At 69.1% G+C, this 19,730-nt stretch carries 17 protein-coding genes; 10 read left to right on the top strand and 7 right to left on the bottom strand.

All coding sequences use genetic code 11. The features are described from left to right. Positions 1 to 35: 35 nt before the first annotated feature. Both ABD810_RS16125 and ABD810_RS16130 read right to left on the bottom strand, forming a co-directional pair. Positions 36 to 707 carry a response regulator gene (locus ABD810_RS16125; protein ID WP_344939861.1) on the bottom strand — a complete coding sequence of 224 codons (672 nt, stop codon included), beginning with the start codon at positions 705 to 707 and terminating at the stop codon, positions 36 to 38. Then, on the bottom strand, positions 704 to 1,555 hold the full coding sequence (locus ABD810_RS16130; RefSeq protein WP_344939863.1) for a sensor histidine kinase: 852 nt from the start codon (positions 1,553 to 1,555) through the stop codon (positions 704 to 706). The genes ABD810_RS16125 and ABD810_RS16130 overlap by 4 nt, the downstream gene beginning before the upstream one ends. Positions 1,556 to 1,709: 154 nt before the next feature. On the opposite strand from ABD810_RS16130, the gene ABD810_RS16135 reads away from it, so the two are divergent. The 10 genes from ABD810_RS16135 (at position 1,710) to ABD810_RS16180 (ending at position 9,659) form a co-directional block, all read left to right on the top strand. Continuing rightward, a complete protein-coding gene (locus ABD810_RS16135; RefSeq protein WP_344939866.1) occupies positions 1,710 to 2,423 on the top strand; it encodes an ABC transporter ATP-binding protein in 714 nt (237 codons plus the stop codon). Then, positions 2,420 to 3,208, top strand: a complete 789-nt coding sequence (locus ABD810_RS16140; protein WP_344939868.1) for an ABC transporter permease — start codon at positions 2,420 to 2,422, stop codon at positions 3,206 to 3,208. The genes ABD810_RS16135 and ABD810_RS16140 overlap by 4 nt, the downstream gene beginning before the upstream one ends. Further along, a complete protein-coding gene (locus ABD810_RS16145) occupies positions 3,205 to 3,939 on the top strand; it encodes an ABC transporter permease (RefSeq protein WP_344939870.1) in 735 nt (244 codons plus the stop codon). The genes ABD810_RS16140 and ABD810_RS16145 overlap by 4 nt, the downstream gene beginning before the upstream one ends. A gap of 201 nt (positions 3,940 to 4,140) precedes the next feature. After that, positions 4,141 to 4,950 carry a S1C family serine protease gene (locus tag ABD810_RS16150; protein ID WP_344939874.1) on the top strand — a complete coding sequence of 270 codons (810 nt, stop codon included), beginning with the start codon at positions 4,141 to 4,143 and terminating at the stop codon, positions 4,948 to 4,950. A gap of 25 nt (positions 4,951 to 4,975) precedes the next feature. Beyond that, complete coding sequence (locus ABD810_RS16155; RefSeq protein ID WP_344939877.1) at positions 4,976 to 5,965, top strand: AAA family ATPase; 990 nt, start codon at positions 4,976 to 4,978, stop codon at positions 5,963 to 5,965. Positions 5,966 to 5,968: 3 nt separating this feature from the next. Next, positions 5,969 to 6,850, top strand: coding sequence for a DUF58 domain-containing protein (locus ABD810_RS16160; RefSeq protein ID WP_344939880.1), 882 nt, complete (start codon positions 5,969 to 5,971; stop codon positions 6,848 to 6,850). A 178-nt stretch (positions 6,851 to 7,028) separates the two neighbouring features. Beyond that, positions 7,029 to 7,979, top strand: coding sequence for a VWA domain-containing protein (locus ABD810_RS16165; protein ID WP_344939883.1), 951 nt, complete (start codon positions 7,029 to 7,031; stop codon positions 7,977 to 7,979). Continuing rightward, complete coding sequence (locus ABD810_RS16170; RefSeq protein ID WP_344939885.1) at positions 7,980 to 9,029, top strand: VWA domain-containing protein; 1,050 nt, start codon at positions 7,980 to 7,982, stop codon at positions 9,027 to 9,029. A gap of 130 nt (positions 9,030 to 9,159) precedes the next feature. Next, a complete protein-coding gene (locus ABD810_RS16175) occupies positions 9,160 to 9,357 on the top strand; it encodes a hypothetical protein (RefSeq protein WP_344939886.1) in 198 nt (65 codons plus the stop codon). 44 nt (positions 9,358 to 9,401) lie between these two features. Then, complete coding sequence (locus ABD810_RS16180) at positions 9,402 to 9,659, top strand: hypothetical protein (protein ID WP_344939889.1); 258 nt, start codon at positions 9,402 to 9,404, stop codon at positions 9,657 to 9,659. Positions 9,660 to 9,765: 106 nt separating this feature from the next. Here the strand turns inward: ABD810_RS16180 and ABD810_RS16185 are convergent, their stop codons facing one another. From ABD810_RS16185 to ABD810_RS16205, 5 genes are all read right to left on the bottom strand, one after another. Next, a complete protein-coding gene (locus tag ABD810_RS16185) occupies positions 9,766 to 10,851 on the bottom strand; it encodes a Wadjet anti-phage system protein JetD domain-containing protein (protein ID WP_344939892.1) in 1,086 nt (361 codons plus the stop codon). Next, a complete protein-coding gene (locus ABD810_RS16190) occupies positions 10,848 to 15,344 on the bottom strand; it encodes a coiled-coil domain-containing protein (RefSeq protein ID WP_344939894.1) in 4,497 nt (1,498 codons plus the stop codon). The genes ABD810_RS16185 and ABD810_RS16190 overlap by 4 nt, the downstream gene beginning before the upstream one ends. Before the next feature lie 7 nt (positions 15,345 to 15,351). Then, positions 15,352 to 16,176 carry a hypothetical protein gene (locus tag ABD810_RS16195; RefSeq protein WP_344939897.1) on the bottom strand — a complete coding sequence of 275 codons (825 nt, stop codon included), beginning with the start codon at positions 16,174 to 16,176 and terminating at the stop codon, positions 15,352 to 15,354. Continuing rightward, entirely contained in the window at positions 16,173 to 17,525 is a 1,353-nt protein-coding gene (locus ABD810_RS16200; protein ID WP_344939900.1) for a hypothetical protein, read from the bottom strand. Before ABD810_RS16200 ends, ABD810_RS16195 begins: the two co-directional genes overlap by 4 nt. Positions 17,526 to 18,762: 1,237 nt before the next feature. Further along, on the bottom strand, positions 18,763 to 19,730 hold a 968-nt coding region (locus tag ABD810_RS16205; protein WP_344939903.1), incomplete at its 5' end, for an SMP-30/gluconolactonase/LRE family protein.

Here is a 19,730-nt window from a genome sequence, read left to right on the forward strand (position 1 = left end):
TCTCATCAATGCGCCGCATCCGCTTGGGCGCCGGTTCACCGTTGGCCCGACGGGGAGACGAGCGCCTGCTCATAGGCGGCGATGACGAGCTGTGCGCGGTCGCGGGCGTGCAGCTTGGACAGGAGGCTGCCGATGTGGGTCTTCACGGTCCCCATCGAGATGCGCAAGGCCTGGGCGATCTCCTGGTTGGACAGGCCGCGGCCGACGAGCGTGAGCACTTCGGCCTCTCGGCCGGTGAGCACATCGAGTGTGCGCGCCACTTGCGGCGCGGACCGGTCGAGGTAGTGCTCCACGAGGCGGGTGAGGATGCTCGGGGCGAACAGCGACTCCCCGCCATGGGTGCGCCGTATCGCTTCGGCGAGCCGGCCAGGCTCGGCGTCCTTGAGGAGGAAGCCGCTGGCTCCGGCCCGGAGCGCGGCATGGACGTACTCATCCAGCTCGAACATGCTGAGCACGAGGACGCGGGTGCCGGTCAAGGCGGGGTCGGCGGTGATGCGGCGGGTGGCCTCGATGCCATCACCGCCGGGCATCCGGATGTCCATGAGCACGACAGCGGGGCGCAGTACCCCGGCGCGGGCGACGGCCGCCTCGCCGGTGTCCGCCTCACCGGCGACGACGAGGCCGGGTGCGCCCCCGATGATGAGCCGGAGGCTGTGGCGGATGAGGGGCTGGTCGTCGACGACGAGCACTCGTACGGGCTCGCTCATCGGCGTCCCGTCTGGCCGGCGGTCTCAGGCAGGCGTGCGGTGACTCGGTACCCGTGGCCGGCGGGCCCGGCGTGCAAGCTACCGCCCAACGCTCCGACGCGCTCGCGTAGCCCAGCCAGGCCCGCTCCGGCTCCGGGGTGGGGCACCCAGCCGGGGCGTGGCCCGTCGTCGGAGATCGTGGCGATGACCGCGTCTTCGTCGCGGTGGACGGTGATGTGGGCGCCCGTGGGCCCGGCGTGCCGGGCGGTGTTGGCGAGCGCCTCCCGCACGATCGCGCACACGGTGAGCTGCACGCCCGCGGACGGCTCGCCGATGTCGCCCGCGTCGAGGGCCACGGTCACTCCGCTCGTACGGGCGGCGTGCACGATGCGGGGGAGGTCGTCCAGGGTCTCGGCGGGTCGCAGGGGCGCGTCGTCGCCGGGAGTGCGCAGCACGGTGAGCAGGCGGCGCAACTCGGTGGTGGCCTGGCGGCCGGCGCGTTCGATGTCGGTCAGCGCGGCGACGCGTTCCGCATCACCGGCCGGCCCGGTGAGGGTGCGTGCGGCGGCGGCGCGGATCGTGACGAGCCCAAGCCCGTGGGAGGCGAGGTCGTGCAGGTCGCGGGCGATGCGCAGCCGCTCGGCGTGCGCGGCCCGTTCGGCTGCCCAGGCGGTCAGTTCGTCCTCATAGAGGCGCCGCTGACGGCGGGTGCGAAGCAGCGCCCACACCAGCACGGAAACCGCGTAGGTGGCGGCGGCGAGCACGACGGCGAGGGTGCCGGCCGGCTGGTCCGCGCCGATGGTCGACAAGGCGAGGACAAGGGTGACGAGCAGGAGGGCGGCGATCAGCCAGACGCGTGAGCGCAGCACGGGCCGATCAGTGGGTTCCACCCGTCCGAGTCTAGGTTTCCGGCCGCGCACGCACATCGGCCCCAGGTCTGACGGACCCCGGTCAGAGGAGCACGGTGAAAGGCCCGACTCGGGGCCGATGCCTGAGCGACCTGATGGGTCTGAGATATCGCGCATGCTCTTGTTCGACCAACTCGTCAAACGCCGCGGTGCCCGCACCGTTCTCGACCACGTCGGCTTCGAAGCGCGACCGGGGCGGGTGACCGCGTTCCTCGGCCCGAACGGCGCGGGCAAGTCCTCCACGCTGCGGATCCTGCTCGGACTGGACCGCGCCGATGGCGGCAGCGCCCTCGTCGGCGGCAGCCCGTACCGGAGCCTGCGGGATCCACTGCGCACGGTCGGGTCGATCCTCGACGGCTCCGGCGCGCACCGCTCCCGCACGGCACGCGCCCACCTGGCCTGGGTGGCGCGCAGCAACGGCATCCCGCGCCGCCGCGTCGGGGAAGTGCTGGAACAGGTCGGACTGGCCGATGCCGGCGGGGTCCGCGTCGGCCGGTACTCGCTGGGCATGGGCCAACGGCTCGGGCTCGCGGCGGCGCTGCTCGGCGAGCCGGAGGCGCTCGTGCTGGACGAGCCGGTCAACGGCCTGGACCCGGACGGCATCCGCTGGATTCGGGGGCTGCTTCGCCGCCACGCCGACGCCGGTGGCACCGTTCTGCTGTCCAGCCACCTGATGGGCGAGGTCGCCGGACTCGCCGATGACCTCGTCGTCATCGCGGGCGGCCGCATCGTCAAGACCGGGACTCTGGCGGAGGTGACCGCCGGGTTCGGCGGCCTGGAGGACGCGTTCTTCGCCCTCACCGGCGGCGGAGACGGAGCCGGGCGATGAACGCGTGGAACACGTTCGCGGCGGAGCTGCGGAAGACCGCGACCCTGCCCGCCGCGTGGTCCGGGGTGGCGGTGGCACTGCTCGGATCGGCCGCGATCACGCTACTGAACGCCATCTCGATTCGTGCCGCGCTCGCCGCGGGCCGGCCCGAGACGCGAGCGTTCACCTCCCCGTTCGAGGCGGCGTTCGCCGCGATGCCGCTTGGCACCATCGGCGCGGTCGTCATCGGGGTCACCATCTTCAGCAGCGAGTACACGGCCAACAGTACCGATGCCGGCGGCGGCCGGCAGATCACCACGGCCCTCGCCGCGTCCCCGCGCAGAGTGGGCCTGCTGGCGGCGAAGGCGGCCACCATCGTCGTATTCGTCGCGGTGATCGCCGCGGTCACCCTGCCCGTCTCCGCCGGCATCGCGCGGGCCGTCATCGGCGAGGCCGGGACCGAGACCGTCACGCTCGGCGAAGCGGTGACGCGCTGCCTCGGTGGCACCCTCTACTGGACTCTCACGGGGCTCATCGCGTTCGCGATCACGGTGCTGGCCCGCAGCGGAATCATCCCGCTCATCGTCCTCATCGTGAACAGTTCTCTGGTGTCGTTCTCGCTGCTGCTGACGAAACTCACCCCGCTCGCGCACTGGCTTCCCGACATGGCCGGCCGCAGGCTCTTCGACGGCCTCTCCACCGTCGAGGGCGGGCTGGACGCCGTACCGGGCGCGCTCGTCATGGGCGGCTGGACACTCGGCCTGCTCATCGTCGCCACCGTCGTCTTCCGCCGCCGGGACGCGTGAGCACCGTGCGCCTCGGAAACGTCACCATGGCCGAGCTCGGCAAGCTCCGCACCCTGCCCGCGACGACGCTCACCGTCATCGGCGCGATCCTCTCCGGCATCGTGATCACCGTCGTCCTCACCGCCGCCGCGGCCGATCAGGGCGCGCGGGCGTCGGCCATCGGCATCACCCTCCAGGCGGTGCCGTTCGCGCAGGCATGGTTCGTCCTGCTGGGTGTCCTGCCCGCCACGCACGAGTACGCCGGCCGCCAGTTCCGCACGTCCCTCACGTCCGTGCCGGACCGTGGCCTGCTGGTCACCGGCAAGACGGTCGCCGCGCTCCTCGTCGTCGCCGCCAGTGCGGCGGTGGGCATCGGCACGAGCCTCGCCGCCGCCACGATCACGCGGCACCTGACGGACGCCCCGCCTGCTGCGCACGACGGCGGGCCGTGGCCTCTCGCCGGCGCGGCGGCCTGCCTCACGCTCATCGGCCTGCTCTCCCACGCCGTCGCGTTGCTCGTACGACACCTCGTGCCCGCACTGGCCGGAACGCTCAGCCTCGTGCTCATCGTCTCTCCCGTGCTCGGCGGGCTCACCGAACACGCCCGCTGGCTGCCCGACCGCGCCGTCGCGCGGCTGTACGCCGACACCGACGCCGTACTCACCCCGGGTACCGGCGCTCTCGTCGCCCTCGGGTGGATCGTCCTGATCGGGAGCGTGGCGATCGCACGTTTCAGCCGGCGGGATGCGTGAGCAGGCCGTCCCCACCCGCTTGCGGTGGCGCGTGCCGTTCCCCCTGACGGCGGGGATGCGCCGCCCGGCGCGTCGGCCGCGAGGGCCGGTTCTCAGGAAATACTCTCCGGCCAGCTTATGGCGCTTTTAGATGAAATTTATAACAGTAGGGCGATGGAGCGCGTGCCGCAGGAGGCTGGTGCGGCCGAGGCTCGGAGAGCCGTGGCTGGGAGAGCTCGGTGGTTCGTCGGGGGTGGCGCGCTTGTCGTCGTGGCCGTGCTGGCGTACTGGCTCGGAAGCAGCGGTGGGAAGGGCGAAGCGGCCGCGCCCAGGCCGAGCGCGACGCCGACGCCCAGTGCGACGCTCACGGTGGCCGATGTCTTCAGGAGGGTCGGGCCGTCTGTGGTGGTCATCCAGGCCGGGAAGTCGCTGGGAACCGGGGTGATCGCGGCCGAGGACGGGACGATCCTGACGGCGCACCACGTCGTCAAAGGCACCGAGGACGAAGCCACCGAGAACAAGGGCACCGAGAACAAGGGCACTGAGGACAAGGGCACCGAGGACGTCACCGTGACGTTCGCTGACGGGACCAAGGCGAAGGCCGTTGTCGTGTCGTCGAATCCCAAGCGCGACGTCGCGACCCTCAGGCCCGCGGCGTTGCCGGAGATCGTCGTCCCGGCGACGCTCGGCGGCGGCGTGGCCGTGGGCGCTCCCGTCGTGGCGATCGGCAATCCGCTGGGCCTGACCTACAGCGTCTCCACCGGCGTCGTGTCGGGCCTGAACCGGACCGCCGACCGGACCGCCGAGGACGGCGACCTGAACGGGCTCATCCAGTTCGACGCCTCCGTCAACCCGGGCAGCTCCGGCGGTCCCCTTCTGGACGCTCGCGGCCTGGTCATCGGGATCGTCGTCTCGATCGCCGACCCGGGAGGCGACGAGGCGTTCGCCGGCATCGCGTTCGCGGTGCCGATCGGCGCGGCCCTGGGCGGCAGCGAAGGCGACGGGCCGCCTGGCGACGGGCCCCAGATCTGACCGAAGCCTGACGAGAAGGAACAATATGACCTCGACCAAGTCCCCCGAGTCGGCCCATCCGCTCGAACAAGTCCTGTTCGAGGTCAAACGTACGATCGTCGGGCAGGACGTCCTGCTGGAGCGCATGGCCGTCGCGCTGGTCGCCGACGGACACCTGCTGGTCGAGGGCGTGCCCGGCCTGGCCAAGACGCTCGCGGTTAGGTCGCTGGCCGCCGCGATCGCCGGGAGTTTCCAGCGCGTCCAGTTCACCCCCGACCTGGTGCCCGCCGACCTCGTGGGCACGCGGGTCTACCACCAGCACTCCGGCGAGTTCCGCACCGAGCTCGGCCCGGTGTTCGCGAACCTGCTACTGGCCGATGAGATCAACCGGGCCCCCGCCAAGGTGCAGAGCGCCCTGCTGGAGGTGATGCAGGAGCACCAGGTGACGATCGGCCGTGAGACGTTCCGGGTGCCCGAGCCGTTCCTGGTCATGGCGACGGAGAACCCGATCGAGTCGGAGGGCACCTACCCGCTGCCCGAAGCGCAGGTCGACCGTTTCATGATGAAGGTGGTCGTCGACTATCCGACGCAGGCCGAAGAGCAGGCGATCGTCGGCCGGGCGCTGCGTCCGCCGGAGCCGCCGAAGCCGATGGTGACGGCCGAGGACCTGATCGCGATGCGGGCCCGTGCTCAAGAGGTGTACGTCGATCCGGCGATCGTCGACTACGCGGTACGGCTGGTCGCCGTGACGCGCTCCCCGGCGATGGCCGGGCTCGGCGAGCTGGAACGGTACGTCACCTACGGGGCGAGCCCACGGGCGTCCATAGCGCTCGTCACCGGCGCCCGCGCGCTGGCGTTCCTGCGCGGCCGCGACTACGTCCTGCCGCACGACCTGGCCGAGCTCGCGCTCGACGTGCTGCGCCACCGCCTCGTGCTGTCCTACGAGGCCCTCGCGGACGACGTCGACGCCGACACGATCATCACCAGGGTGCTCGGGGCCGTCCGGGCGCCCGACGTCGTCCTGCAGAATCGCTGAGCCATGGCCACCGCCCCCGAGAGGCTCCTGCTCCGCCTGGAGTGGAAGGTCGTCCGCAGGCTCGACGGCCGGCTGCAGGGCGCCCACCGTACCGCGCACCGCGGCTCCGGGATCGACTTCACCGGGTTGCGCGCCTACAACGACGGCGACGACGCCCGGCACATCGACTGGAACGTGACCGCTCGGCTGGACGAGCCGCACCTGCGAGTGTTCACCGAGGACCGCGAGCTGACGGTGTGGCTCGTGCTCGACCGGTCGGCGTCGATGGCGGCCGGCCGGCCGGGGCGTGGCAAACACGACGTGCTCGCCGAGCTCGCGCTCGTCCTCGCTCGGCTGTTCGGCAGGGGTGGCAACCGCGTCGGCGCCCTGCTGTTCGACACCGGGATGCTGCGCGTCGTGCCACCCGGCACCTCCCGGCGGCACGCGCTGCGGATCGGCGCCGAGCTGGAACGCACCTCGGAGACGCGCGGCGGTGCCACCACCGACCTTGCGGAGATGCTCGACGCGGCCGGCCGGCTCGCGCGCCGCCGCGCACTCATCGTCGTGCTGTCGGACTTCATCGGCGAAGGCGACTGGGAGCGCTCGCTCCAGCGCCTGGCCCGGCGGCACGAGGTGGTCGCGCTGCGGATCGTGGACACCGCCGACGACGTGCTGCCCGAAGCAGGGCTGATCGTGGTCGAGGACGCCGAGACGGGCGAGCAGCTCGTCGTCGACTCCGCCGACCCGCTGTTGCGGGTCCGCTTCCGCGCCGCCGTCGACGCCCGCGACGCCCGCCTCGAGGCGGGCATGCGCCGGGCCAGGGTGCCCGTCCACCGCGTCGACACCGACCGCGACCTGGCCGAGGCACTCGTCGAGGTCGTCTCCCGAACCTGGGACCGGTCGTGATGAATGGGCTTGTCGAGGTCATCAGGGGTGTCTGTCCATCGCGTCGACACCGACCGCGACCTGGCCGAGGCGCTTGTCGAGGTCGTCTCCCGAACCCGGGACCGGTCGACATGAATGAGTTTGTCGAGGTCAGCAATGGACACCAGACCCTGGTCATGAGGCCGGCGAAGGAGGCCTCATGACCCTGTCCTCACCGCTGCTGCTGGCCGTCGGACTGCTCGTCACGGCGGCGCTCGCCTGGGCGGCCGTCGTGTCGGCGCGCCGCCGGACGGCCGCGCTCGCCGCGGCCGGTGTCGCCGTGCCGGGCGGCCGCCAGGCGCACCTCGGCATCGGCCTGACGATCGCCGGCGTCGGGGCACTCGCGATCGCCACCGCCGGACCGACGGCCATGGTGCCGGTCCCGCGGACCGCGGGCACCGTCATCCTCGCCATCGACGTCTCCAACAGCATGGGTGCCGACGACGTCGCGCCCAACCGGCTGGCGGCCGCGCAGCGGGCGGCCCGCGCGTTCGTGGCGGCACAGCCCGGCAGCGTCGACATCGGAGTCGTCGCGTTCGAGCGGGGCGCGCTCACCACCGCACGGCCCGACGCCGACCACTCCATCGCGCTCGCGGCCGTCGACCGGCTGAAGGTCACCGGCGGCACCTCGCTGGGGACGGCCATCATGGCCTCGCTGTCGGCGATCACCGGCAAGCCGGTGGCCGCCGGCCGCGACGACGCCACGCCCGACATCGGCTACTGGCCGTCGGCGACGATCGTGATGTTCTCCGACGGCCAGAACCAGGGCGCGGGCGTCGAACGGGCAGCCGCCGTGGCCCAGCGGGCGGGCGTCCACATCCACACCGTCGGGGTCGGCACCGAGGCGGGGGCGACGGTGAAGGTCGACGGCTACCACCTGCAGACCTCGCTCGAAGAGGACACTCTCACCTTGATCGCGCAGACAACCGGCGGCGCCTACCACCCCGCCTCGGACGCGGCGCGGCTCGTCGGGATCGCCGACACGATCGATCTGCGGCTCACCGTCTCCGACGAGCCGCTGCCCCTCGCCGGCGGGCTGATCGGGCTCGCCCTCGCGCTGCTCACCGCGGGAGCTGCGCTCACCGTGCTCCGGTCTGGACGGGTGATTTGAATGTCGTTCTCATGGCCGTGGGCGCTGCTGGCAGTCTTGGTCATCCCGCTGATCTTCGCCATCCGCGAGTGGGCGCGGCGCCGCCGCCGGCGGGTCGCCGTGCGCGTCACCTCGATCGCGCTCGTACGGAGCGCCTTGCCCGGCCGTACGCGCTGGACACGGAAGATCCCCGCGGCACTGTTCATCGCCGGGCTCGCGCTGCTCGCGGTCGGCGCGGCGCGGCCGCAGGTGTCGGTGCCGGTGCCGAGGACGTCGGCGACGATCCTGCTCGCGCTCGACACCTCCGGCTCCATGTGTTCCACGGACGTCGACCCCAATCGCATCACCGCCGCGAAGAAGGCCGCCGCGGACTTCATCGAGTCGCAGCGGGGCGGGCCGCGCATCGGCTTGGTCACCTTCGCGGGCACTGCGGGTCTGCTCGTCCCTCCGACCGACGACACCGAATCGCTGATCGAGGCGCTGGACAACCTCACCGTGTCCCGCGGCACCGCGATCGGGCAGGCGATGCTCACCTCGATCGACGCGATCGCGGAGGTCGACCCGTCGGTCGCCCCCACCGGTGCGAACCCCGGCAACAGTGGTGGAGAAGGCTACGCCGGTGCCGCGATCATCGTCCTCACCGACGGCGCCAACACCCAGGGCGTCGAACCGCAGAAAGCCGCGCAGGAGGCGGCCCTGCGCCGCGTCCGTGTCTTCCCCATCGGCTTCGGCACCACGAAGCCGGCCCCGATGGTCTGCGACAACTCACAGTTCGACGGCTACGGCGGCTACGGAGGCTTCGGCCGCGGTGGATTCGACAGAGGCCGCAACCCCCGCACCATCGACGAGCCCGCGCTCAAACGGATAGCTCAGACCACCGGCGGCTCCTACCACCGCGCGGAGAACGCCGACCAGCTCCAGAACGCCCTCGACGCCCTCCCCGGCAGCTTCACCGTCATCCACAGCCGGGTCGACACAGCCGCCGCCTTCGCCGCCGGCGGCGCCATCCTCATCATCACGGCCCTGTCCCTCTCCCTCTGGTGGAACCGCCCCCGCCCCCCGACCCGCTGACGGACCCTTTGGCCGAAACGCCTCATCGGACGCCGCCGGTCATGGTGCGGATGAACAACGAGCGGTTGGGCACGAACAAGAACCGTGCCGCCGAGATCTGCTTCCTTATCAAGGCGTTGGAGAAGATGAAGTGACCGAGCTGGCCTTCTATACGACGGCGCTCGCGACTGGCACTGTGCTGGGCCTAGGAATCGGTTCGCGGGCCGAGGATGTGGAACGCATCCTCGGCTCGGATTTCCTGGACGACCCCGGCCGGGCACCCTGCGGCGGGACTACGGTCTGGTGGAGTTCGGATTTGAGCGGGATCACGAGTGGAGGTGCCGAGTAATCAGTATTCAGGTCCACCGGCTCGCCTGCCAGGAGGACGACGCGGTGCCCGCCGCTCTGCGCGAGAAGTACGGCTCGTTCGCTGCTTACCTGCCCTACGCAAGCCTGGCCCCCGCACTGGCCGCTCTCGGCTACACGACCCACATCGACTTGGAGGACACGCATACGGGTCTTCGGGTCCTCCAAGTCGGCCACACGGGGACCGAGATCATCGTTGTCACCGACAGAGCGGCTGAACGCACGGAAAACCGCCCAGGATGCGGCGATGTGTGGTCAATCTCGCTGTCGCGCCAAAGTCGATGAGACACGGGGTCTTGCCCCTGAGGTGGGCAACTCAAGTACCGGATGATTCAGATGGGATTTGGTCCCAAATGCGACTATTTGAGCAATTAGCCGGGCTCCTCGCCCATCACAGATCGTTTCGCCACGACTGATCACGTCGTAACAGCACTGTTCCAGTCGCTTCCTGGGCCAGCCGCTCCTCGGCGACAAGGATGTCAGCTGCCTGGCGACGGAGGGTGGCGGGCAGCCAAGAGACGCGTCGTTCAGCGACGAGTGGATCGACCCGTTGCGGGGCCGGTCCTCGGACGTCTTGCCGGACAAGAAGCCGGTAGAGGCCGGCGGCGGGACGGACCGGCGGGAGTCCCAACGCCGCGGCGGACACGTTGGCCCGCTGCGGGATGGTCAGTCCGTTACCGTCAAGATCGCCGTAGTAGGCGATGTCCGTCACGCCGACCAGCCTCCCGATGCGGGCAACGGAAGCCTCGAAGGCGTGGCCGCCGCCGAAAGCCACGTAACCAACTTGCCCGCAGTTGCCGGCCAACAGTGAGTTGATGGTTTCGAAGGTGTCGCTGTTCTCGATCACCAGGACGATGCCGCCGCCGCCGACGCGTTCATAGGCCAGCGGCGGTGGGACCCGCTCGGCGAACAGCGTGGCCATCGTGAGGCGGCCGGGCGCGAACAAGGTGGTGGCCGCGAGCGCATCAAGGCGCTTCTCATCACCGAAGATCTCCAGGGAGCGCTCACGCATCGGTACGACAGTCCGCCGGTCTTTGTCCCCGTCGGTGTCGCGCAGCCACCGATTGATCGTCTTGAGGACCTCGATCTGTGTAATGGTCAGTTGGTCTGCCCCCGCCCACGAAAGCTCGCGACGCCAAATGACAGGTGCTGTCGCACGCAAGGATCGAGTCTTTGGCTTCGGAGGCAGGGGCAGACGGAGCCAGCGCGGTAGCGGTGGCTGTGCGTCGTCCCACCCATCACGACCCCGCGGCAGCTCCACCAGGTCATGGTCGGCGAGTTCATCGAGAAGCGCGGACAGAACGGGACGGCCTTGCGTAGTCCCGGCTGTCCCTGGGCATGCCTGGACGAAAGCCGCGAAGATCACGACCTGCTCGATACGACGCTCCGTCGTTGCATTCAGGATTGCTGAGAAGCAGGTCGCTGATTCCGACAGCGGTTGCCGCTGGGCCTCTTCGTTACCACGGTCGTCGCTCACCGGTCCTCGGCCATCTCGTCGTAGCTCTCCTGCTGTACCTCTTCGCCGGTATCGGGCGTGGTAGTGGGCTCGCGCGGCTTCACCAACAACCGCACGGCAGAGACTCGGCCGGTGGCACCGTCCTCGTCCGGCCCTGTCTCGCCGATGACACGATCGGTTACGTGCAAATGCCGTATCCCGGTGCGCTGATCGGCGTCGTTGCGCAGCCGGATGCACAGCGGGAACGTGGCCAGCACCCGGTCTTCCATGTTTCCAGTGGTGTAAATCAGCTGGACGCCGAGCGCGGCGGCCATGCTCATCTGCAGGGTCAGCAGGTAGTCGGCACTGGCCTTGCCGATCGGGTTGTCCAGGATCAGCATCCCGCCCAGGCGGCTGCTGCTGCGGGCCCCGGTCCGCGTGCTGCTGCGCAGTGCGGCGAGTGTGCAGTACAGCATGATCGCGCCAGTGAGCTCCTGGCCGCCCGAGAAGACCTTGCTCATCTCACTGATCGACGCGTATTCAGCGCGGCCTGCCGAGTCAGGCTTGAGGATCTCCACCTTGAAGTCACGTGGTACCGCAGCCCCCACACAGCGCAGCACAAGGTCCCGGCCGGGCAGGTTCGGCTGAGCGCGGGCGTTCTCGTCCAGGGTCTCGGCGATCCGCACTGCCAGGACCTGCGGCTCCGGCTTGGCAAAGCCGATCTTCAGGATCCTGCGTCCGGCCCACACCCCGGAGCCTTCGGGGAGCCGGGAAAGCCGCTCGGCCTTCTCAAGAAGGGTCAGCGCCTCGCCGGCGTGGTGCTTGAGCTGGTCGATCAGCAGTCTCCGGTGACGCTCAGAGCTCTCCAGGTCGGTGGTCAGGCTCGCGGCCCGTCCTGCCAGCTGGACTGCCCACTGGTCGGCCCGCTCGATCAGCGACGCTTTGTCGATCTCGGTGAGCTGCTTGTAGATCGGCGCCTTGAGCTTGCCGAACCGGTTCTGGTTGGCGGTTTCGCGGAAGCCGATGACGGCATCGTCCACGGCCTGGTTCGCTTGGTGAAGCTGGTCAGACGCCTGGCCGTACGCCTCAGTCGCCCTATCGGCAGCCTGCTGCGCTTCGTCGGCGCTTCCCGCGAACGGTCCGGAACCGGACGGAAGCTGCAGCTTGCGGACCGCGGAGGCAAGGCCGCGGTGAATGACCGTCATTTCGCGGGCCGCAGCTTCGGCGTTGTGCAGCTTGCGCTCGGCGGTCTTTTCCGATTGAGAAGCTGCCGCGAGAAGGGCCTCAGCGTCGGTCAGTGCGGTGACCGCCCGTTCGGCGAGCATCACGCCTTCGACGGGGTTCGATGGCGTCCAGTCCGCGTCCAGGTTGGTCCACGGCATCCCGTTTTGCCGACTGGCTGAGGAGACTTCCGCTTGCAGCCGGCCGGTCCGCTTAGTCAGCTTGCCATGCTCGGCCTCCAGCGTCTCCACGGCGCGGCTGAGCCGCCGTTTCGTGGCTTCGAGGGATTCGGAGCTGCCAGCGTCTGGAGAGGTTGCCACCGTTTTGGCTCGGGCCACGATGCCGGCCGGTTCGCCGAGTAGTTCCGCGTCTAGATCTGACGCTTCCTTCTGCGCGTCATCGACGCGCCGCCGCAGGTCCTCGCCGACTTCTACGGCGCGGAAACCGTCTGCGGCTTCTTGATAGGAAATCTCCAACGAGGCCAGGTCGGCTTCGTCCACGTCGAGGCTGAGCGGCTGATTCCCGTAGACGATCTTCTTGAGCCGGTCGGCGTACGAGGCAGCGTCACGGCGGAACGACTCGGCTTGCACCGCGTATTCGGTGGCTCGCTGGCGCAGCCGCTCGGCTACTTCACGAAACTCCTGGGCTGCCGCACCACGCCCTTCGGCTTCCGCCTTCAGCCTGCTGATCTCCAGACGATCCTGATCGGCCTCGGCGGCGGCTACCGCGAGCCGCTCGAAGGACTCTGCGATGCGGGTGTCGTCGGCGGCGGTCTCTTCGGCGTCCGCCACCACAACGGCATGCTCGTCGAGGGCGTCAACGGCCCGCGTGTGCGCGTCGCGGGCGGCGTCGAGCTTGGCCTTGGCCTCGGCTGCGCCGGCCGACGCTGTTTCCGCCGCAGAGCGCAGCCGCTCGGCCTGACCTGCCGGGTGGTCGTGAAGCCAGGTGTCGAGTTGATAGCCCAGCTGTCGGGCTGCCGTCCGGCGTTCGGCGAGTTCATGGAGGTCATGCGCGCGGCCTTCGATGCGTGCCTCAGCTTGTTCCCCCAGCTCGGCAGCGGCCTTCGGGTCATGCAGAGCGGGTGTCGGCTCCACGACGAACCCGATCCCCGGTTGCTCGGGTTCCCCTTCCAGCGACTCGGCGGTGGCGACGAGCACTGCCGCCGACGGCAGCAGGCGCGCCTCGGCCAGTACTGCTCGTGCCTTCTCCAAAGCGGTCTGGTCGGCCACTACGATGCCGTCGACCAGCGCGGGGTGGGCCTGGATGGCCTCGGCATGCAGGCGGGGATTCACCAGCTGCTCCAGCGCCCGCCAGCCTGCGCTCGCGGTGATTTCGTGGTCTGTCAGCAACTCCAGCAGGTCCTCGACCGCCTGGCGCGGCGGCATGAGCGCTTCATCCTCCACGGTGAGCGCCTCGATGAGCCGCTGATCCGCCCGATTGTCAGCGGTTAGTGCGTTGAGCCGGTCCCCGGCCGAGCCCTCAGCCGCGGCGGCCAGGTCGCGCAGCGTGGGCGCGTTCGCCTCCAACCACAGTGCGGGGTCACCGCCAGGGACTTCCTCGTCGCCGTCGAGTTCAGCGAGTTCGCGCAGCTGTGTCCCTGCGGCGAGCGTTTGTGCGGCGGCTTCCATGTCCTCGACCGCCCGTACGGCAGCCTCGGCGGCCTGCCGGGCCTTCACCTCGGGTTCGATCAACTGGTTCGCGGCCTCGTCAAGCTGACGGGCCTGCAGCTTGAGTTGTCCGTCCACCTCACGTGCCCGTGTCGCCTTGGTCTTGCTCTCCTCGGCCTGGCTACGCAGCCGGGTGTTGGCCTCGGAAACGGATTCGCCTTCGTGAAGGATGCCTTGCTCCCGCGCCACCTCGACGCGGGAGTCCACGTCCGTGACCTGCTTGGCCAGCAGCTTGGCATGCACGGTGTTCGATGTGGCTTGTCGTTCGTCCTCCCCAGCGCGACCTTCGGCCTCGGCCGCATCCGACGTGTCCTTCGCGCTCTTGCGGGTGAGTTCGGCCCCCTGCGTCGAGCACCGTTGCACAGCACTCTGAAGAGCGCCGGCGAACCGAGCCCCGGCCTGATCGCGACGTAACCGGGCAGCTCCCGCGGCCTGTTCGGCAGCATCCAGCAACTCGCTGGCGACCTGGTATTTAACATGCGCGGCAGCGGCTCTCAGCACCTTGGGAACAAGCGTCCATGCAGCGAGTTCCGTGCGCTCGCCGGTAAGCTGCTGCTCGGTCTCCTTGGCTTTGGCGCACGCTTCGTCGTAGCGAAGGCCCAGAGTTCTGCGTTGTATCTCCTTGTGGACCAGCTCGGCTTCGTCGCGTACTTCTTGCCGTCCTATGGCCTTGCTCTTCGCGGTCGCCAGGTCCTCGCGGTAGGTGGCCAGCACGCCCGCGGAACGCTGAACCGACTCCCGCACCTCAGCCGCGAGTTGCGCCAGTGCTGTCGCGGCGGTCCGGGCGGCCTTGGCTGCCGCGACCTGCTGCGTGTGCTGGAAGGCGAGGCTCTGAGCAGCAGTCGCCGTGGCGGTGGAGAAGTCGCGGTCCAGCAGCAGTTGCTCGCGTCGCCCAATATTCTTGGCGTAGGCGCCGAAGGCGTTGCCCAGCTCGGTGAAGCTCTCGGCGTCCAGAGCCTTGCTCAACAGCCACTCGACGAACTGCCGACCGGTCGTGGTCTTGAACGCCTCTGCCGCATCGCCCTCGTCGACGTTCATCGCCTGCTGCACCGCGAACAGGTCCGGCTCCAAGCCGAGCCGGCGCAGGTGGTTCTCCCACTCGCCCTGCCGTTTCTCGACCTCCACGTGCAGCGACTTGTCGGCGGAGTCCAGCCGCTTGAGCGCGTCGTGGAAGGCGTTCATCGGCAGCCGCCGTCGGCCCTCGGCGAACGGAAGCGTGGCCAGGGTCGTGACGCCGTTGGGGTTGAAGGAGTAGAACAGCCGCTCGACCTTGCCGTCCGCGACCGGGGACAACACTTGGCCGGTCACCAGCGTCTCACCGGTGCGGACACTCACCCATTCCAGCGCCACATGTGACGGAGCGGCCGCGGACACCACATATGCCCGCAACGCTTCACGGCCTTTGCGGGACTGCCGGTCGGGAAGCACCGTGGACAGCAGCATCCGAATGAACACGGACTTTCCGCCGCCATTCTCCAACACCAGCAGCGTCGCCAGAGCCGGACGCCGGAACAGCTGGCCAGCCGACGGGATCAGGGTGCTGGCCGGGATACCCGGGCCTCCGCCGGACAAGTCCAGCAGGACGTTGTCATAGCGGGCCCCGATCGGGCCGATGTTGTACAGGCGGACGCGGTTCAGCTCATACATCGCTGGATCAGTCTCCTGACTCAGCCGGCGCAGGGACAGGGGACGCTACGGTGTCGGCCGGGTCAGCGGATCCGATATCCGGGCTGTTGAACGCGGGCTTACCGTCCGGCCCGACCGTGACCCCGAGCGCGGCCAGTTCGCCGAGCATCTGCTGCCCGGCCAGTTCCCGCACCTGGATCTGGTATCGGGCCGTGGTGGTGTAGGTGCCGCCGTTCTCGTTGCCCGCGCGCCGCAGCATGCCGTTGTCCGCTAGGTATTCGGCGACCCGCTTGATGATCGCGTGTCTGCTCTTGGAGTGGGCTCGGGCGTCCCCCGTGGGAGCCACCGGGTTGCGCCGCTGATAGTAGCGCCACAGCTGGATCAGGTCCGGATGGTCGACGGGAACCCCCTCGTCCTCGTCGGCCTCGACCGCGCGGCGCTCCAGCTCCTTGGCGGCCTGCTCGACCATCTCGTCGACGTGGCGGACCGTGACCCGGCCGACATGGGTTTCATCGTCCAGATCTTCGGGCCGGTAGTAGGCGAGCGCGGCTATGGCCAAATGGGCCAGCGCCGCGATCGGCCGGTCGGCGGGCTGTCGGATGTGGTCGGCGATGCTGACTGCGAACTGCGTTTCGGCGGTCGCCCCGAGCACGAGCCCGGCCCGGGGGCCGACCGCGATGACGGTCAGGTCGAAGCCGCGCGCAGCGGCGTGTAGCAGCCGCGCGAACGCCGGATCGGTGCGGAAGCGACCTACCAGCGCGGCGTACTCGGCGTTGCGCCGGGGCGTCAGCCCGGGCTGGAATCCGAATGCGAGCAGCCTGCTCACTGCGGCCATGTCCTCGAAGTCGATCATACGGCTCCGTTCAGACGGTCCTCGATTGGTGGGGCAGCGGACGCCGGGCCACGTATCACCAGCAGGTCGTTCCCGGCGAACACCTCGTCATCCAGCTCACTGTCGTCTGCCAGCGCTGCCAGCATCATGCGGTGCTCGGGGTCGTAGCGTGGCGCCCCGAACAGCCCCAGCACGTGCAGGGCCAGCAGGTGATCGAGCTCCTGTCGACCAGCCTTCGCGACATCAGGGCGGCGCGCCGCTTTCAGAAGCTCGGATAGGCGGACGCCGTCGGCATCGGCACGCGCCAGCAGTGATTCGACGGCTGTGTACTGCTCGTCGGAGAACACCGAGATATCTTCGGCATCGCCGAACTCGGGCTCGATGATCAGCCCGTCTTCGCCATCGTGCTCAGTCGGCAGCGTCATCAGGCCAGTGATCAAGTCCGGGAGGTAGACGATCGCAGGTCGGCGCGGTGGCGCGGCCACCGTAGCGAACCTGTCCAACACCGGAAGGGCCCACCGTATCGGCAGCTCCAAGGCTGGCTCCAGCAGTTGGTGCTCGAGGTGGACGTAGGACCGGCTTGGGGGCGGCACGAAGGTTTGCCGTTCTTGTTCGGCGCGGAACCGTTCGCCGACTTCCTGCAGATTCGCCTGCAGTGCCGCATGCCTGCGCAGACACTCTTCGAGAATCGCGATCAGCTCGGCGGCCTGAGCCAGAGTGGCGTCCTCGGTGCTGTTATCCATGATCTGGACCAAGTTGTCCTTGATGGTGCTCTCGGCGTTGATGCGCTCCTCGATGTGCTCCAGCGCCTCCGTCTGCATCCGCTGCACGTCACGGACCCAGTCCACCAAACGGACGTCCCGCCGCATCCCCTCCAGCCGTGTACGGATGTACTCGGCGTACTGCACCGTGCGGCGCAACGCCATCTCCGCAGCGCGATAGGCGTCAGCCAGCCGCCCACGTCTCACCAGGGCTTCCAGCTTGGCGTCGGCGGCGACCTGTTCGGAAGCGATGTCGATGTCCACCGCGCCGACCAGCACCGCGATCGCCTCGTTGGAGGCACGAAGTCGTGGTCGGCCATCGTGTCCGGCGACTTCACGCAACAGCTTGAAGGAGAAGCGGTGAGATACATACGTACCGTCTATCGCGAGGCCGTAGATGTGGCTGAAGTCGCGGTCGACCGTCCCGACGTTCACCAGACTGTCCAGGACCCAACGGGCTACGTCGGCGTGCTCGCCGCCATCGCGGTCCGGCGTCTGAAGCCCTGCGACGCGCGCCACAGCAGCCACGACATCCTCGTGACGGGCCCCGTCTTCGAAGTCCATCTTCAGCGTGACGGTGTCAATGGCCGTTAGCGCCAGCTCCTCCATTTGGTAGCCGCTCCAGTCTCGCGACGTGAGCAGGGACTTCCGGCGCTCCAGGTCAAGGACCGGATCGGCGACAGCTAGTGCCTTCACACGGGTGGCTAACCCCAGTGTGTCGCGCCCACGAACTCCCCCTTCGGACATGTGGTTGTCTTCCCTCCACATTTAGCGCAGCCGTGATGAACAAAAGAAACGTCCCGTTCAGCGCCGTCGGTCCGGAACGCGAAGATATTTAGGCATCTGGTGACCGTGTCAATCACTTCCATTACGCCAGCGACTGCAGGCCGCTGGCTAGGCCGGCCCGCACCAGTCGTCGCGTTCGGCCGGAGCCGGCCAGGGCGATGTGGCCCCGGTGGGGCCGTGTTGCACCAGAGCAGGTCATCGACAGCTTCGGCGACGGCGTGCAGGCGGCTGATCACCATCACGGCCAGCGTCCTCGGGCGGGTCGAGAAAGGCCCGGAGCTCGTCGAGCTGCAGGCGGAAGGTCTTCGCGGTCCGCTCCACCTCGGCCGGACCGCATCAACGGTCGGGAGGGGCCCCGCCTGGCGCGCGACCCAGGCCGAGGTCGATCCGTGCCGGGTGCGGTGCCGCCAAAGTGTCGAACTGCTCGACCACCACGATCGGGGCGTGGCTGGGCAGAGGCAGTCCGCGCCGATGAGGAGGTGCTGTGCGGCGTTCTCCAGGTGGCCGGCAAGGACAGCGGGAGCGGAGCTGGCGACACCCCGCATGCCGTGATGTTCGGGCGGTGGTAGCGCAGGGCGTCGACCAGCATCGCGAGATCCACCGTTTGCGCAGCACCTGCCTCGGTGTGGCCCTTTGCGCGATCGGTGAGGTGTCCAGCACCGAAATGAGTACGTCAGCCTGTCGGCACCTGCGCATGCTCGTCCTCTCCGATCACGCCACGCCTGCGGAGCTCGTCCCGCCAAGAAGTCATCTCCAACATGCCGAGCATCCTCACCTTTTCGGATCAAACGTATGCCCGTGAGCACAGCATTTCAGGGAGATCCGGCCTTCACGCGTGATACCGATAACGGCTTGCTTGATCGTTTCGCGTATGTTGTCCTTTAGGGCGACAGGACTATGATCATCATGGCATTCGATAGCAAGACGCCTGACGCGGGCTCAATTACCTACCTATATTCCGTCGGCCGGATGCGACCTCAGGCGCGGGCGTCCGGCCGGACGCCTCGCACCGGGAACTTCGTCCCGGTCGAAATAGAGATATAGGGAGAGGATGAAAAGGTCAATACGGCCAGCCGGGAACGTTCAGCTGGACGCGGTAGAGGCCGAAGTTGCCGGTGTTCCCGCCCCGGGAGGGCGCGCCTGAGGTGATGTACATTGTCTGGCCGTCGGGGCCGCCGAAGGCGACGTTGGTGGTGTTCAGCCCGGCGGCGATGGTGCCGAGCTGCACGCCGGACGGCGCGTACACGTGGACCTTGCCGTCGTTGAAGGAGACCTGGTAAAGGTTGCCGGCACAGTCGGTGGTCGCACCGTCCGAACCCGTCAGGGACGCGAAGTCGGCACGCGGGCCGACGCTGCCGTCGGCGTTGACCGGCCACTTGTAGACCCGCCCCGTACCGTTGCCACCGACGTAGAGCGTCCTGCCGTCGGGGGAGAGCACGATGCCGTTCGGCTGCCGGATGGTGTCGTCGATCAGCGAGACGACGCCGTCCTTGACCCGGAACACGCCGGTGCGGCCGGACATCTGGTCCGGGCGGTTCGCGCGCTGGAAGTCGGGGTCGGTGAAGTAGATGGTGCCGTCGGCGCCGACGGTGAGGTCGTTCGGCGAGTTGAAGGCGCGGCCCTGGTAAGAGGAGGCCACCACGCCCCGCGTCCGGTCGGACAGGCGGAAGGAAGAGACGCTGCGCTGGTCGTGCGTCGCTGCCAGCAGCGTGCCGCCGTCCCGGCTGAGCGCCAGGCCGTTGCTGCCGGCGCCGGCGATGAAGGTCTCGAAGGTGTTCGGCTCGGTGAACCGCAGCACGTCCGAGGGCTGGACGCCCTCCGGCCCGGTGCCGTCGCGCATGAGCGACAGCAGCAGGGTCTGGGTGGTGGCGTCCCAGACCGGGCCCTCCAGGAAGTTGAACCCGTCCCGGATCTTCGTGGCGGTCACCGACGCCGACGGCAGCGGGTTGGGGTAGGTCGTGCCCGGCGTGCACGGCCCGACGCCGGGACGCGGTGTGCCCGGCGAGGGGGTGACGGTCGGCGTGGGGG

The organism is Sphaerisporangium flaviroseum (assembly GCF_039537005.1).
Classification (GTDB): Bacteria; Actinomycetota; Actinomycetes; order Streptosporangiales; family Streptosporangiaceae; genus Sphaerisporangium; species Sphaerisporangium flaviroseum.